The sequence below is a fragment of the Mesobacterium hydrothermale genome (assembly GCF_035818635.1).
Lineage (GTDB): Bacteria > Pseudomonadota > Alphaproteobacteria > Rhodobacterales > Rhodobacteraceae > Mesobacterium_A > Mesobacterium_A hydrothermale.
This window is the reverse complement of sequence record NZ_JAYLLH010000001.1, coordinates 212166-226268: the sequence shown is the minus strand read 5'-3', so window position 1 is coordinate 226268 and position 14103 is coordinate 212166. Positions and strand designations below refer to the sequence as shown.

General features: G+C 65.4%; 14 protein-coding genes. 2 read left to right on the top strand and 12 right to left on the bottom strand.

The window, feature by feature from the left end; all coding sequences use genetic code 11:
* Window positions 1–65: 65 nt before the first annotated feature.
* The 8 genes from pheT to pyk all read right to left on the bottom strand — a co-directional run bounded on the left by pheT (window position 66) and on the right by pyk (window position 7295).
* The gene (gene pheT / locus VK792_RS01100) at window positions 66–2465 is read right to left on the bottom strand and encodes a phenylalanine--tRNA ligase subunit beta (protein WP_326295434.1); all 2400 of its coding nucleotides are present in this window, start codon (window positions 2463–2465) and stop codon (window positions 66–68) included.
* Window positions 2466–2475: 10 nt separating this feature from the next.
* The gene (locus tag VK792_RS01095; protein ID WP_326295433.1) at window positions 2476–2757 is read right to left on the bottom strand and encodes a YrhK family protein; all 282 of its coding nucleotides are present in this window, start codon (window positions 2755–2757) and stop codon (window positions 2476–2478) included.
* Window positions 2758–2828: 71 nt separating this feature from the next.
* Window positions 2829–3902 (bottom strand): phenylalanine--tRNA ligase subunit alpha, encoded by a 1074-nt coding sequence (gene pheS, locus VK792_RS01090; RefSeq protein ID WP_326295432.1) that lies wholly within the window; start codon window positions 3900–3902, stop codon window positions 2829–2831.
* A gap of 71 nt (window positions 3903–3973) precedes the next feature.
* Window positions 3974–4711 (bottom strand): gamma-glutamylcyclotransferase, encoded by a 738-nt coding sequence (locus VK792_RS01085; protein ID WP_326295431.1) that lies wholly within the window; start codon window positions 4709–4711, stop codon window positions 3974–3976.
* A gap of 168 nt (window positions 4712–4879) precedes the next feature.
* A complete protein-coding gene (gene rplT, locus VK792_RS01080; RefSeq protein ID WP_326295430.1) occupies window positions 4880–5245 on the bottom strand; it encodes a 50S ribosomal protein L20 in 366 nt (121 codons plus the stop codon).
* A 22-nt stretch (window positions 5246–5267) separates the two neighbouring features.
* The gene (gene rpmI, locus VK792_RS01075; RefSeq protein ID WP_172299095.1) at window positions 5268–5468 is read right to left on the bottom strand and encodes a 50S ribosomal protein L35; all 201 of its coding nucleotides are present in this window, start codon (window positions 5466–5468) and stop codon (window positions 5268–5270) included.
* Between the two features lie 117 nt (window positions 5469–5585).
* Window positions 5586–5819 carry a hypothetical protein gene (locus VK792_RS01070; RefSeq protein WP_326295429.1) on the bottom strand — a complete coding sequence of 78 codons (234 nt, stop codon included), beginning with the start codon at window positions 5817–5819 and terminating at the stop codon, window positions 5586–5588.
* Window positions 5820–5849: 30 nt separating this feature from the next.
* Window positions 5850–7295: a pyruvate kinase gene (gene pyk / locus VK792_RS01065; protein ID WP_326295428.1), complete on the bottom strand. Its 1446-nt coding sequence runs from the start codon at window positions 7293–7295 to the stop codon at window positions 5850–5852.
* A 160-nt stretch (window positions 7296–7455) separates the two neighbouring features.
* Here pyk and VK792_RS01060 point away from each other — a divergent pair, with 160 nt between their 5' ends.
* Both VK792_RS01060 and VK792_RS01055 read left to right on the top strand, forming a co-directional pair.
* The gene (locus tag VK792_RS01060; RefSeq protein ID WP_326295427.1) at window positions 7456–8193 is read left to right on the top strand and encodes an N-formylglutamate amidohydrolase; all 738 of its coding nucleotides are present in this window, start codon (window positions 7456–7458) and stop codon (window positions 8191–8193) included.
* A 16-nt stretch (window positions 8194–8209) separates the two neighbouring features.
* Window positions 8210–8527 carry a DUF1244 domain-containing protein gene (locus tag VK792_RS01055; RefSeq protein WP_326295426.1) on the top strand — a complete coding sequence of 106 codons (318 nt, stop codon included), beginning with the start codon at window positions 8210–8212 and terminating at the stop codon, window positions 8525–8527.
* Between the two features lie 28 nt (window positions 8528–8555).
* On the opposite strand, the gene VK792_RS01050 is transcribed toward VK792_RS01055, so the two are convergent.
* The 4 genes from VK792_RS01050 to dgcN all read right to left on the bottom strand — a co-directional run bounded on the left by VK792_RS01050 (window position 8556) and on the right by dgcN (window position 13959).
* Complete coding sequence (locus VK792_RS01050) at window positions 8556–10886, bottom strand: OmpA family protein (protein WP_326295425.1); 2331 nt, start codon at window positions 10884–10886, stop codon at window positions 8556–8558.
* A gap of 84 nt (window positions 10887–10970) precedes the next feature.
* Entirely contained in the window at window positions 10971–11834 is an 864-nt protein-coding gene (locus tag VK792_RS01045) for a D-amino-acid transaminase (RefSeq protein WP_326295424.1), read from the bottom strand.
* A 26-nt stretch (window positions 11835–11860) separates the two neighbouring features.
* Window positions 11861–12826 carry an N-acetyl-D-Glu racemase DgcA gene (gene dgcA, locus VK792_RS01040; protein WP_326295423.1) on the bottom strand — a complete coding sequence of 322 codons (966 nt, stop codon included), beginning with the start codon at window positions 12824–12826 and terminating at the stop codon, window positions 11861–11863.
* Between the two features lie 131 nt (window positions 12827–12957).
* Window positions 12958–13959: an N-acetyltransferase DgcN gene (dgcN, locus tag VK792_RS01035; protein WP_326295422.1), complete on the bottom strand. Its 1002-nt coding sequence runs from the start codon at window positions 13957–13959 to the stop codon at window positions 12958–12960.
* Window positions 13960–14103: the final 144 nt, after the last annotated feature.

Sequence of the window (14103 nt, the reverse complement as noted above, 5' to 3'; positions counted from 1 at the left end):
CGCGGACCAAAGGGATGCGTCGCCTCCCCACTGATCAGGTTGCGGTTCCTGGCCGCGGGCGCAGATCAGCCGCGCAGGGTTGCGCCGGTGGCCTTGCCGACCTTTTCGACGATCCGGGCCGACACCGCTTCGATATCGGCATCTTTCAGCGTCTTGTCGGTGGGCTGCATCCGCACGGTGATGGCCAGCGATTTCTTGCCCTCGCCCACAGACCCGCCGATGAATTCGTCGAAGACACGCACGTCGGCGATCAGCGCCTTGTCGGCTCCGGCTGCGGCGTTGACCAGCGTCAGCGCCTCGACCCCGGCATCGACGACAAAGGCAAAGTCACGTTCCACCGCCTGCAGATCGTTCAGCACCAGCGCGGGGCGGGTTGCGTTGGTCTTGCGCGGCAGCGGGATTTCCCCCGGGAACAGGGTAAAGGCCATCGCGGGGCCCTTCACGTCCATCGCGGCCAGCACCTTGGGGTGCAGTTCGCCGAAAACGCCCAGTACCTTCTTGGGGCCAAGGCAGATCTTGCCGTGACGGCCCGGGTGCCACCAGCCTTCGGCGCCGCGCAGGATCTGCACCTTGGCGGGCGCGCCGATGGCGGACAGGACCGCCTCGGCATCCGCTTTCACGTCGAACACGTCAACGCCGCGCGATCCGCCATGCACGTCCTTCGGGCCGGTGCGGCCGACCAGCAGGGCGGTGATCTGCAGGTGCTGTTCCTCGGGCTCGCTGCCGTGGAAGGCATGGCCGACCTCGAACAACGCCAGGTCCAGGAAACCGCGCGCCTGGTTGCGGGCGGCGGCCTGCAGCAGGCCGGGCAACAGTTGCGGGCGCATGTGGCTCATCTCGGTCGAGATCGGGTTGGCCAACATGGTGGTTTCGTCCCCGCCGCCGAACAGCGCGGCAGACGCCTGGTCGATGAAGGAATAGGTCACGCATTCGTTGTAGCCCAGCGCCGCGCAGGTCCGCCGCGCGGCCTGTTCACGCCGCTGCATCGGCGACAGGATGGGCTTGGGCACCCCGGCCTGAACCCGGCGCATCGGCTTGCCCTGAAGCTTGGTCAGGGACGCGATCCGCGCAACTTCCTCGACCAGGTCGGCCTCTCCCAGGACATCGGGGCGCCAGGACGGCACCCAGGCCATGTCGCCTTCCAGACGGAAGCCCAGGGCGGTCAGGGTCTGGCGCTGCTCGGCTTCGGGGATTTCCATCCCGACCAGAGAGATCACCCGCTTGGGGTTCAGCTTGTAGGCGCGGGACACATCGGGCACCTGCCCGGCGACCACGATCTCGGACGCCTCGCCGCCACACAGGTCGATGATCATCTGCGCCGCGTCTTCCATCGCCTGCATGTTATAGCCCGGGTCGATGCCGCGTTCGTTGCGATACCGTGCGTCCGAGTTGATTTTCAGCGCACGCCCGGTGTGCGCGATCTGGATGTGATCCCAGACCGCGGCCTCAAGGAACAAGTTCACCGTGTCCTCGGTACAGCCGGTTTCCAGGCCGCCCATGATGCCGGCGATGGATTCGATCCCGTTCTCGTCGGAAATCACCACCTGCCCGTCGCTGAACGTATAGGTCTTGTCGTCCAGACCGACCAGCGTGTCGCCATCCTTGGCGCGGTGCACCACAAGGTTGCCCTGCACCTTGTCGGCGTCGAACACGTGCAGCGGGCGGTTGCGGTCATAGGTGAAGAAGTTGGTCACATCGACCAGGGCCGAGATCGGGCGCAACCCGATGGCGCGCAGACGGTCCTGCAGCCATTTCGGGCTGGGGCCGTTCTTCACCCCCCGGATCAACCGTCCGGCAAAGACATGGCAGCCGTTTTCCAGCGTGTCGGGGTCGATGGTCACGTCGATCGGGCACGGGAAGGTGCCCGGCACGCGCGCCTGGTTGGCGGGTTTCAGCGCGCCCAGCCCCCGCGCGGCCAGATCGCGCGCAATACCGCGCACGCCCAGCGCATCGGGGCGGTTGGGGGTGATGGCGATCTCGATCACCGGGTCCACGCGGGCCGGATCATTCGCCGCCAGCCAGTCGGTGAATTTCTGCCCGACCTCACCCGACGGCAGTTCGATGATGCCGTCGTGTTCGTCCGACAGTTCCAGTTCGCGTTCGCTGGCCATCATCCCGTGGCTTTCAACGCCGCGGATATTGCCGACGCTCAGCGTGACGTCGATCCCGGGGACATAGTCGCCCGGCTTGGCCAGAACCACCGTGATCCCCGCCCGCGCATTGGGCGCGCCGCAGACGATCTGGCGGTCGCCCTCGTCGGTTTCCACCACGCAGACCCGCAGCCGGTCGGCATCGGGGTGCTGCTCGGCGTGTTTCACCTTGGCCAGCGTGAAGGTGGCCAGCTTGGCGGCGGGGTTCTCGATCCCTTCGACCTCAAGCCCAAGGTCGGTCAGCGCCTCGGCGATCTCATCGACCGAGGCCGAGGTGTCGAGGTGTTCTTTCAGCCAGGAGAGGGTGAATTTCATGTGTCAGTCCTCAGCTTTCCGCCCGTTTGGCGAGAGTGTCCAGTTTGCCCATGCGGTACAGGCGTATTTCGCGGGTCAGCCGCAACGTCGGCTTCATCGCGAAGAAAAGCGACCCAATGACAAACAGCCAGGTCGCGGTGTATTGGGTTGCGTCATCGAAGAACAGCACTGACCCTACGAGGAAGGCAATCGCCGCAAGGAAATCCACTGCCGTGTGGGCCATCTCGTAGCGTGCATAAAGCCGTTTGCTGGCCTCGGACTTGTCCCGGTTTTCATGGTAGAAGATGGGCATTGTAAGGTCCTGATGTGTCGGAAATCCCGGTCTCTGCCTGTTCCTGCGTCGTAGCAATTCAAGGCTGCCCCTTAGCGCGACAGCCCCCCATGCAGCGTCGGCACGTCGAGGCTCGCAAACCCGTAGTGCCGCAGCCAGCGCAGGTCTGAATCGAAGAACGCGCGCAGGTCGGGGATGCCGTATTTCAGCATGGCGATCCGGTCGATGCCCATGCCAAACGCAAAGCCCTGCCACTCGTCGGGGTTCACGCCGGCGTTCATCAGAACCTTGGGGTGCACCATGCCAGAGCCAAGGATTTCCAGCCAGTCGTCGCCCTCGCCCACTTTCAGCGTGCCGCCTTCCCAGCTGCACCGAATGTCGACCTCGGCCGAGGGTTCGGTGAAGGGGAAATGCGACGCGCGGAAGCGCAGTTCGACGTTGTCGACCTCGAAATACGCCTTCACGAATTCCTCGAGCACCCATTTCAGGTTGGCCATGGAAATATCGCGGTCGATCGCCAGCCCCTCGACCTGATGGAACATCGGCGTGTGGGTCTGGTCATAGTCGGCACGATAGACCCGCCCCGGCGCGATCACGCGGATCGGCGCGCCGTGCTTTTCCATCGTGCGGATCTGCACCGGGCTGGTGTGGGTGCGCAGCACATGCGGCGGGCGATTGTCGCCCACGGCCCGCGCCATATAGAACGTGTCCATTTCCGCCCGCGCCGGATGGTGCCCGGGGATGTTCAGCGCGTCGAAGTTATACCAGTCGCTGTCGATCTGCGGCCCTTCGGCCACCGAAAACCCCATATCGGCGAAGATCGCGGTGACTTCCTCGGTCACCTGCGAAATCGGGTGGATGGTGCCCTGACGGCGCCCACGGCCCGGCAGGGTCACGTCCAGCCATTCCCCCCGCAGCCGTTCGTCCAGCGCGGCATCGGCCAGCGCGGATTTCTTGGCCGAAAGCGCCGAATTGATCTCGTCCTTGAGCGCGTTCAGCTTCGGCCCGGCGACTTGCCGGTCCTCGGGGCTCATCTTGCCCAGTTCGCGCATTTGCAGGCTGATCTCGCCCTTCTTGCCGACGGCCTGCACGCGCAGGTCTTCCAGCGCGGCCTCGTCGGCAGCGGCGGCAATCAGGCCGATATACTTGTCTCGCAGTTCGTCCATGCCCTGGCCCTCGTCTGGTTCGCACAGGGAGTTATCGCCCGCAGAGAGGCTTTGCAACCGCTGCGACGGGTTCAGGCGCTCATGGCGTCACGGTATGCTGTCGCATCGGTCAGCAACCGGGTGACTTTCGCATCCTCGATCTTCAATTCCTCGAAATGCCGGGCCAGGTTGGCGACGTAGTCGTAACTGCTGCCAAGCTCACCCACGCCCAGCGCGCACAGCCGCACCTGGTCTTCGTGGCTCAGGTCCAGGCGGATGTTCTCGGCGGCATGGTTGACCATGAAGGTCACCGCCTCGACATCGCCCTCAGCGGTTTCAACCGGGATGAAGCGCGGGATATAGGCCGGGCCGATGCGTTCACGGCTCCACAGGCGATAGGTTTCCGCGTCAAGCCTGTCGCGGTCGATGCGAAATACCACGCCGTGGCAGCCCGCGCCTTCGTCCAGCCCGGCCATTACGCCCGGCGCTTCGGCTGAACCGCGCGCGCCGCGATCATCGTACAGGCAAAACTTTCGTTCGACGCCGGGGGCAAACCCGCGCCGCACCTCGCTGAACCGCAGCGCTGGGTCCCAGATCAGCGAGCCATAGGCAAAGACCCAAAGGTCGCTGTCCCACCGCCCGTCAAGCGTCGCATGGCGGCAGGCTTCGCGTTCCTCGCGCGGGGTGATCCAGCTGGTGTCCTGCCCACGTTCCTTCATGTCCTCCACCACCTGTTCGACGGTGAAATCGCCAAAGAACGACTCCTCCAGCGGGGTGATCAGTCCCTTCAGACTTGGATGGTGGCGGAACGGGTTCTGCGGGTCGGTCATGGCACAGCCTTTTTTGTCAGGCCGCCACAATGCGGCAAACACCCTGCAAAGGAAACCGTCCCGGGCGCGCAGCCCCTGTGTAAAGGCCAACACCACCACGTTCCCCGCGCAACGAAAAAGGCCGCCCCCACCCGGGGACGGCCCTTTCCATGATACGCTTTTGCTGGCTTACGCCGGCAGCGCGGCCTTGGCCTGTGCGACGATGGCACCGAAGGCTTCGGGCTCGTGCACGGCCAGGTCGGCCAGGACCTTGCGGTCGACTTCGATGCCGGCCAGGTTCAGGCCGTTGATGAAGCGCGAATAGGTCAGCGCTTCGTCGTGCATGCGGACAGCGGCGTTGATCCGCTGGATCCACAGCGCGCGGAAGTTGCGCTTGCGCGTCTTCCGGTCGCGGGTTGCATACTGGTTGGCCTTGTCGACGGCCTGACGGGCCACTTTGAAGGTGGTGCTGCGACGGCCGTAATAGCCTTTCGCTGCCTTCAGGACCTTCTTGTGACGGGCGTGGGTGACGGTTCCACCTTTAACGCGGGACATGTGCGTACTCCTTCAGGCTGGATCAGCGGTCGTAGGGCATATAGCCCTTGACGATCTTGGCATCGGGTGCGCTCAGCGTGGTGGTGCCGCGCGCGTTGCGGATGAATTTCTTGTGCCGCTTGATCATGCCGTGGCGTTTCCCGGCCTGGGCGGTGACAACCTTGCCGGTTGCCGTCACCTTGAAGCGCTTTTTGGCGCTCGACTTGGTCTTCATCTTGGGCATTTCCGTCTCCTCGGTATTTACAACGGTAAAAGCGCGACTCGGCATGCCACATCGGCCGGTCCCGCAGGATGAGCGCGCCTCTTACGAGGGCGCAGGGGATAAATCAAGTGACTGCGTTCAGAAAATCGTGTCGCGCGCGGCGGCGACCATGGAATAGATCACGATCGGGATTTCTTCCCAGGTATAGCCGCCGGGTTTCGACCGCAGCGCGTGCACGATCAGCGCCCCGCCCGCGATCACGACCACTGCAGCAACCCGGGGCGCGCGCGACTCCGCCAACGCGGCAATCGCAGAGGGCAGAGACAGGATCAACAGACCCATCCCCGCCAGAAGTGCCGTATCCGGATCCATGCGCCCCTCCCCGGTGGTTGCGGGAAAAGGTTACTCCGGGTCGGTGCGATAGATCAAACGTTCGTCGCAGGGCGCGACGCGCAGGATGTTGGTGGTGCCGGTCTGGTTGAAGGGCACGCCGGCGGTGACAAGGATCTGGTCCTCTTCCCCGGCATAGCCCAGTGTCCGCGCCGCGCGGGCGGCGTTGACCACGGCCTGCTTGAACCGTTCCAGTTCCCCCGTCATCACGCAGTTCACACCCCAGGTCAGCGCCAGACGCCGCGCGGTGCCGCGCAGCGGGCTCATGGCGATGATCGGTACACGGGGGCGTTCACGGGCCACCAGTGCCGCGGTGGTGCCGGTCTGGGTGAAACAGCAGATCGTCTTGATGTCGGTGGTTTCGGCGATCTCGCGCGCGGCGGCGACGATGCCATCGGCGATCGTCACGCGCTTGGCGGCGCGCGATGCCTCGATCACGTCGCGGTAGGTCGGATCGCTTTCGACCTCGACCGCGATATTGTCCATCGTCGTCACCGCTTCGACAGGATAGCTGCCCGCGGCCGATTCCGCCGACAGCATGATCGCGTCGGCGCCTTCGTAGATGGCGTTGGCGACGTCCGACACCTCGGCCCGGGTGGGCATGGGCGAGTCGATCATCGATTCCAGCATCTGGGTCGCCACGATCACGGGCTTGGCCGCGGCGCGGCACTTGCGGATCAGGCGCTTCTGGATCGGCGGCACGTTCTGCACCGGCAGTTCCACGCCCAGGTCACCGCGCGCCACCATGATGCCGTCGCTGACCGCCAGGATGTCGTCGAAACACGCTACCGCCGACGGCTTTTCGATCTTCGACAGGATCGCCGCCCGGCCACCGCAGAGCGCGCGCGCCTCTTCCACGTCCTCGGGGCGCTGAACAAACGACAGCGCCAGCCAGTCGACCCCCAACGCGGCGGCAAATTCCAGGTCCTTGCGGTCCTTGTCCGAAAGCGCCGCCAGCGGCAGCACCACGTCGGGCACGTTGACGCCCTTGCGGTTGGAAATCGTGCCGCCCGTGGTCACCACGCAATCGGCATGATCCAAGCCGCAGGATTTCACCCGCAGCCGGATCTTGCCGTCGTTGACCAGAAGGTGCGACCCAACTTCCAGCGCCGCAAAAATCTCGGGGTGAGGAAGCTGTACGCGGGTCGCGTCCCCAGGTTCCGGCTCAAGGTCAAGCCGGAAGGCCGCGCCTTCGATCAGCTCTTCCTCGCCATTGGCAAAGGTGCCGACACGCAGTTTCGGGCCTTGAAGGTCGGCCAGGATCGCGATCGGGCTGTCGAGGTCCTTTTCGATCTGGCGGATCATCTCGTGGCGGGCGCGGATTTCCTCATGGGTGCCGTGGCTCATGTTCAGGCGGAACACGTCGGCGCCGGCCTCATGCAGCTTGCGGACCGTGTCGTAATCGTTCGATGCCGGGCCAAGCGTGGCCACGATCTTGATATTGCGCAGACGTCTCATCTGTTCATCCCTCGTCCGCCGTGATGCGGACGCATACGGCGTTTTTCCTGTTTCTGGCCTTTGCAGAAGACCGTTACCGCTATCGGGTCCCGCGCGTTATTGCCCATTTCCCTTCTTCGCGCAACTGCACTATGGAATGGGGCAAGCGGATAACAGAACCATGACATACCAGCCTTTTCAAATTCTTGGCGAGGATCGCCGCAGCCGTTGGGTCATCACCTGCGACCATGCGTCCAACACCGTTCCTCCGGACCTTGGCGGCACGCTTGGCCTGCCCGAAAGCGACATGGCGCGCCACATTGCCTATGATGTGGGCGCAGCGGGGGTCGCCGTCGCGCTGGCCGATGCGTTGAACGCGCCGGTGATTCTGTCGAATTTCTCTCGCCTTGTGATTGACCCGAATCGCGGAGAGGACGATCCAACCCTGCTGATGCGGCTTTACGACGGGTCGGTAATCCCGGGAAACCGCAACGCCGGACCCGTCGAAAAGGAACGCCGGCTGAACGCCTATCACCGTCCCTATCACACCGCGCTGGAGGCGCTCGCAGCGCGTCGTGACGACACCGTTGTGGTGCCTGTCCACAGCTTTACCCGCCAGTTGCAGGGCCGCCCGTCGCGGCCGTGGCACATCGGCATCCTGCACGCCTATGACGCCCGGCTGGCCGATCCGTTGATCGCCCTGCTGGACGCGGAACCCGACCTTGTGGTGGGGCGCAACGAACCCTACCCCGGTCACCTGCCCGGCGACGTCATCGACCGCCACGCGCTGCATCACGGCCGCCTGAATGCCCTGATCGAAGTCCGCAACGACCTGATCACCGACCCGCAACATCAGAAAGCCTGGGGCGAACGGCTGGCCCCGCTGCTGGAAAGGGCGCTGGAACAGGTGCCCGAGTAAGAAAAGGAGACCAGACATGGACGACCAGACCCGCATCGAAATCGAGGCCGCCGCGTACCGTCGCCTGCGCAAGCACCTGATGGAAGACCGGCCCGACGTGCAGAACATCGACCTGATGAACATGGCCGGCTTCTGCCGCAACTGCCTGGCCCGCTGGTACCAGGAAGCCGCCAACGACCACGGCATCGCGATGACCAAGGAGGAAGGTCGCCAAGCCTATTACGGCATGCCCTATGACGACTGGAAGGCGCAGAACCAGACCCCGGCCAGCCCGGAAAAACAGGCCGCCTTCGAGGTCGCGTTCCGCGAAAACGTGGGTGAGGCAACAGACTGATCCGCCACGCTGCGGTACGGCCCGCCGCCTAACCCGGTCCGGCGATGTCGGGATCATTCATCGCGGTTTGTGGAATGTCGGGCCGCAGCGGCAGCGCGGGCAGAATCGGTGCCGCATCCGGTGCCGGCAACGCGCCCGGCCCCTCTGGCGGAACCATCCCGGCGCCGGTTTCCGGCCCTTCGGTTGCGGCTTCGGGTTGTGGCATGTCGATGGTCCAGTCAAACGTGATCCGCCGGTTCGCCGCACGTCCGTCCTCTGTCGCGTTGTCCGCCACCGGACGGCTTTCGCCATAACCGCGTATCTGCACGAAATCCGGGATCACGCCACGCAGGAAAATCGCTTCTGCCACCTGTCGCGCACGGGCTTCGCTGATCTGGCGATTGGCCGAAGCACCGCCCACGTTGTCGGTATGTCCGCCGATTTCCAGTTGCAACCGCCCTTCGTTCACACAAACCAGCCCGACCGCCGACATCCAGTTCACCGCCCGCACCGCCCGCGCATCCAGCCGGGTGGACCCTGACAGGAACTGAACCCTGTCACGGACCAGCCCTTCGGCTGTCTTGTCCTCGCAGGCCTTCGGCGCCGGATCGAAATCCAGCACCGGCAGCCAATAGCCCGCCACGAAAACCTGCGGTTGCCCGCTGGCCGCGTTCACGCGCTGAAGGCCTTCTTCGGGAAAGGCATCCATCATCGTCAGGGTCAGTTGATCGCCCTCCTGCAACAGCGCGCGGGTTTCATTGGCAATCAGGTCGCGGTCCACGCCGGGCGACAGGACCCCGGCAATTTCCAACCCCTCGGCGCTGGCGTCGATCCGAACGCGTTCCGCGTCGGGCAGCCAGGCCGCCACTGCCTTCAGCCGGTCTGACAAGCCGTCGATCTGCCCGTCGAACGCGGTCAGGGCGCGGTTGTCCAGAACGCTGACCCCCGTCAGTTCCTGCAACGCGGGCGTGTCCAGACCGGTCGGCAACTTGCCCTCGACCCGCAGCCCCGCCACCGCGTCATAAAGGAACCGCGCCCGCGGGCTCGACCCGTCATCCAGCAGTTCGACGTAGCGGGTGGCATGAAACCCCGCGGGCAACCCGTTCAGTACGGTTGCGAACCGGGTCTGTACGTTTGGATCGCGCAACACTACATCCAGCGTCAGTTCACCTTCGCTGACCACGGCAACACCGTTTTCAGCCAGCCCCATCGCCTCTGCCGCGACGCGGGCAGCCTCTGCCACCCCGTCAAGATCGGGATAGACCGACAGTCGCAGCGCCGAGTCATCCGCCGCCATCGCCTGCAACAACGCGGTCGTGGCGTCGCCTTGCGGCAGGAACCCCGACAACGTCACCCCTGTCGCCGCCTTTTCGATCCGCAGGCCAAACGGCAAGTCCGGCTCATCCGGCAAAAGCGAGGTGTCGAGTTGATAACCGTCACCCAACTCTGCCCGCGCCGCCGCGACGGCCTGCACCAGCGCCGGCGTCGCCCGCGCCCCGCTCAGCAGAACACTGTCGCCGGTGACCAGGACCTGCCCCGCCCCGGCCTGCGCCAGCAACCGCGCACCGGTCTGCACCGCCCCGGCGAATCCCGGCAGGTCGGGATCGGCTGGCGCGACCTGCACCAGGTCCCGGCTGGGCTGCCCCAGCGCCGCCAGCAAGGGCGCGCGCCCCAACGACGGCGGTATCTTGCCCCGCAGGGTCAAGCCCAGACGGGGGTGCAGTTCGGCCATGAACAGGAACGGCCTGCCGTCATCCAGCACGTCGATCTGCGCAGCGACCTTGTACGCCTCGGGCAGCCCGGCCAACAGCGCCTGCGCCCGTTCCGCCTGCGCCGGCCATGTCGCCACCCCGCGGACCTGCCCATCGTGCCCGGACAACGAAACCTCTGCCGTGTCCAGTGCCACGACAACGCTGGTCAGGATCTTGATGACGTCATCCCACGCGTCGTCCGGCGCACCGGTCGCCACGGTCAGCGGCACCCGTTCGACCGCGGCCAGCTGGGCCACCTGAACGGACGTCGCGCCGCGCAGCACATGGCCCCCCGCGCGCATCGTGCCGTCGTTGGACTTGGTCATGCGGAATTCGAACCGGTCCACCGCCGGCAGCACCTCGAACGCGCCCGACACCGCTTCGACCCCGTCAATGGCACGCAGACGCGATTCCAGCGCACGCCGCTGCGCCTGGCTGTCCACCCGGCCGGTGACGGAAATTTCGCGCCCTGCAACCGTCAGTTCCAGCGCGTGCGGGTGATCGGCAAGGATACCCTGTGCCTGCGCACGGATCCCGGCCTCGATCACCGCGTCGTCATTGGGAACCTCGAACAGGCCCAACCCGGCCAACACGAAGAAAATGACAGCAATAGCAAAAACATCGCGCATACAGCCGCGCCTCTCGAATCCCCCGCCCCGATTGTTCAGGACAGGGGCCGCGGGCGCAAGCCATCAACCGCGATTGTGATCGCGTCAGATCGCGGCCTTGCGGCTTTCGTCCAGGTAAATCTCGCGCAGGCGCAGGGCGCGCGTCCCCGGGGTGCCGTCACCCAGCGTCACGCCGTCGATTTCCACTACCGGCATCACGAACATCGACGCCGAGGAAATGAACGCCTCATCGGCCTCTTTCGCCTCGTCGATGGTGAAATTGCGTTCTTCCACTTCCATCTGCGCTTCTTGCGCGAACCGCAGGACAGCGGCGCGCGTGATGCCATGCAGGATGTCGTTCGACAGAGCCCGGGTGATGATCTTGTTGCCCTTGATGATATAGGCGTTGTTCGACGTTCCCTCGGTGACAAAGCCGTCCTCGATCATCCAGGCATCATCGGCACCGGCTTTCTTGGCCATCATCTTGCCCATCGACGGATACAGCAGCTGCGTCGTCTTGATATCGCGGCGGTGCCAGCGGATATCCTCGATCGAGATCACCTTGATCCCGGCCTTGGCCGCCGGGCTGTCGGCCAGCCCCGGCTTGTTCTGGGTGAACAGCACCAGCGTCGGCGGGCAGGTTTCCGGATCGGGCCAGGTGAAATCGCGGTCGCCCGGCGCACCACGGGTGACCTGCAGATAGACCAGCCCGTCCTCGATCCCGTTCAGCCGCACCAGTTCGCGGTGGATTTCCAGCAACGCGTCCATGCTGCACGGCGCGGGCATCTGCAGCTCGTCCAGCGACCGTTGCAGCCGCCGGGCGTGTCCGTCGAAGTCGATCAGCTTGCCGCCCAGCACGCTCGTTACCTCATAGACGCCATCGGCCATCAGGAAGGCGCGGTCGAAGATCGACACCTTGGCTTCGGTTTCGGGCAGGTACTCGCCGTTCAGAAAGACGGTGCGGGTCATGGTCAGTTCTCCAGTCAGGGCGGGGCTCAGCCCCAAAGCGCGGGTTCGGACGGGTGCACCCCGGCCGAGTCAAAGCGAAGCGGTTGCGCCCGGTCTTCCGCCAACAGAAGCGGCCCGTCAAGATCCGTCACCAACGCACCCTGCGCCACCAGCACGGCCGGCGCCATCGCCAGCGAAGACCCGACCATGCAACCGACCATCACGTCGTACCCTTCGGCCAGCGCCGCCGCGCGCAGCGCCAGCGCCTCGGTCAGCCCGCCGGTCTTGTCCAGCTTGATGTTGACCACGTCGTACTTGCCCTTCAGCGCGGGCAGCGACGCCCTGTCATGGCAGCTTTCATCGGCGCAGACCGGCACCGGACGGGCCATCCCGATCAGCGCATCATCCTGCCCGGCGGGCAACGGCTGCTCCACCAGGGCCACACCCAGACGCACCAGATGCGGCGCCAGGTCGGCATAGACCTCGGCTGACCAGCCCTCGTTGGCGTCCACGATGATCTTCGACGCCGGCGCCCCGCGCCGCACGGCTTCCAGCCGCGGCATGTCATCCGGCGTGCCCAGCTTGATCTTCAGCAGCGGCCGAAACGCGTTCTTCGCGGCCTGTGCCATCATCGCCTCGGGCGTGTCCAGCGACAGGGTATAGGCGGTGATCTCCGGTCCCGGCGCGGTCAACCCCGCCAGCTCCCAGGCCCGCTTGCCCGCGCGCTTGGCCTCCAGGTCCCACAGCGCACAGTCGACGGCATTGCGCGCCGCACCTGCGCGCAGCAGTTCCTGCAGGCGCGCGCGCGTCACGTCGGCGGGCAAGCTGGCGATCTCGGCCTCGACACTCTCCAGCGTCTCGTCATAGCGCGCATAAGGCACGCATTCGCCCCACCCCGCCAAATCGCCATCCCGCACCGTCACGGTCAGCACCTTCGCTTCGGTCCGCGATCCGCGGCTGATGGTAAAGACCTGCGCCAGCCGAAACACGTCCCGCGTCACCTCAATGCGCATCCCTGCCCCTTTCATCTTTCTCCAAATACTCCCGCTGTCCCCACCATCCGACGCAAACGCCGGGCAAAAGGCAACAGCGGGACGGTGGGCGGGGCGACGCTTCAGCAGAAGCGAGCGCCGTCCCGCCGGCCTCAGATCGCCGCCAGCGCGTCGACCAGCTTGCCCGCGCCGAACCGGAACGGATCGGTGGCGGGCAGGCCCAGCCTGGCCTCGACATCGGCAAGATAGGCCCGTGCCTCGTCTTCCGGCATCGCCTTGGTGTTGATCGAATAGCCCACCACCTGGCACGCGGGGTTGGCCACCCGGGCCAGCGCCAGCGCCATGTCCCGCACCGCTTCCAGCGACGGCAGGGTATAGGACGGCAGGCCGCGCATGTGTTCGCGGGTCGGTTCGTGGCAGACAATCAGCGCGTCGGGCTGGCCGCCGTGGATCAGCGCCATGGTCACGCCGGAAAAGCTGACGTGGAACAGGCTGCCCTGTCCTTCGATGATGTCCCAATGATCGTCATCGTTGTCGGGGGTCAGCCATTCGATCGACCCGGCCATGAAATCTGCGATCACCGCATCCAGCGGCACGCCGTCGCCGGTGATCAGGATACCGGTCTGACCGGTGGCGCGGAAGGTGGCCTTCATCCCCCGTTCGCGCATTTCGCGATCCAGGCACAGCGCGGTGTACATCTTTCCGACCGAACAGTCGGTTCCGACCGCCAGGCAACGCTTGCCGCGGCGCTTTTCGCCATTGGCGATGGGATAGTCGACCTCCGGCACGCGCACGTCGTGCAGGCTGCGGCCAGTGGCCTCGGCCACCGCGACCAGATCGGGTTCGTCGCGCAGCAGATTGTGCAGGCCCGAAGCTAGGTCAAACCCTTCTTCCAGCGCCATGACCAGAACCTTTTTCCACGCCGGGCTGATGATCCCGCCGCGGTTGGCCACCCCGATCACCAGCGTCTTGGCACCGGCGGCCCTGGCCTCTTCCAGGGTCATGTCGGGCAGGCCCATGTCGGCGTTGCAGCCGTCCATCCGGAACTGACCAACACAGTTTTCCGGCCGCCAGTCCTTGATGCCCTGCGCCACCTTGGCGGCAAGACCGTCGGGCGCGTCGCCCAGGAACAGCAGGTAAGGGGTCTGAATCATTCTGGTCGCCTCCACTGACGTTTCCGACAGTCTGCGGCGTCCGCAGGCGAAAGCGCTTGCAAAATCGTCTGGGCCACCGTCGCTGACGCAAGTTTCTGCGGTGAAACCCCCCATTCGCCGAAGAACTGTGCAACCGTGGACCAC

Excerpts from the sequence above, each read along its gene's own strand:
- pheT (WP_326295434.1), bottom strand. The coding sequence starts at position 2,465 with ATGAAATTCACCCTCTCCTGGCTGAAAGAACACCTCGACACCTCGGCC.
- VK792_RS01095 (WP_326295433.1), bottom strand. The coding sequence starts at position 2,757 with ATGCCCATCTTCTACCATGAAAACCGGGACAAGTCCGAGGCCAGCAAA.
- pheS (WP_326295432.1), bottom strand. The coding sequence starts at position 3,902 with ATGGACGAACTGCGAGACAAGTATATCGGCCTGATTGCCGCCGCTGCC.
- VK792_RS01085 (WP_326295431.1), bottom strand. The coding sequence starts at position 4,711 with ATGACCGACCCGCAGAACCCGTTCCGCCACCATCCAAGTCTGAAGGGA.
- rplT (WP_326295430.1), bottom strand. The coding sequence starts at position 5,245 with ATGTCCCGCGTTAAAGGTGGAACCGTCACCCACGCCCGTCACAAGAAG.
- rpmI (WP_172299095.1), bottom strand. The coding sequence starts at position 5,468 with ATGCCCAAGATGAAGACCAAGTCGAGCGCCAAAAAGCGCTTCAAGGTG.
- VK792_RS01070 (WP_326295429.1), bottom strand. The coding sequence starts at position 5,819 with ATGGATCCGGATACGGCACTTCTGGCGGGGATGGGTCTGTTGATCCTG.
- pyk (WP_326295428.1), bottom strand. The coding sequence starts at position 7,295 with ATGAGACGTCTGCGCAATATCAAGATCGTGGCCACGCTTGGCCCGGCA.
- VK792_RS01060 (WP_326295427.1), top strand. The coding sequence starts at position 7,456 with ATGACATACCAGCCTTTTCAAATTCTTGGCGAGGATCGCCGCAGCCGT.
- VK792_RS01055 (WP_326295426.1), top strand. The coding sequence starts at position 8,210 with ATGGACGACCAGACCCGCATCGAAATCGAGGCCGCCGCGTACCGTCGC.
- VK792_RS01050 (WP_326295425.1), bottom strand. The coding sequence starts at position 10,886 with ATGCGCGATGTTTTTGCTATTGCTGTCATTTTCTTCGTGTTGGCCGGG.
- VK792_RS01045 (WP_326295424.1), bottom strand. The coding sequence starts at position 11,834 with ATGACCCGCACCGTCTTTCTGAACGGCGAGTACCTGCCCGAAACCGAA.
- dgcA (WP_326295423.1), bottom strand. The coding sequence starts at position 12,826 with ATGCGCATTGAGGTGACGCGGGACGTGTTTCGGCTGGCGCAGGTCTTT.
- dgcN (WP_326295422.1), bottom strand. The coding sequence starts at position 13,959 with ATGATTCAGACCCCTTACCTGCTGTTCCTGGGCGACGCGCCCGACGGT.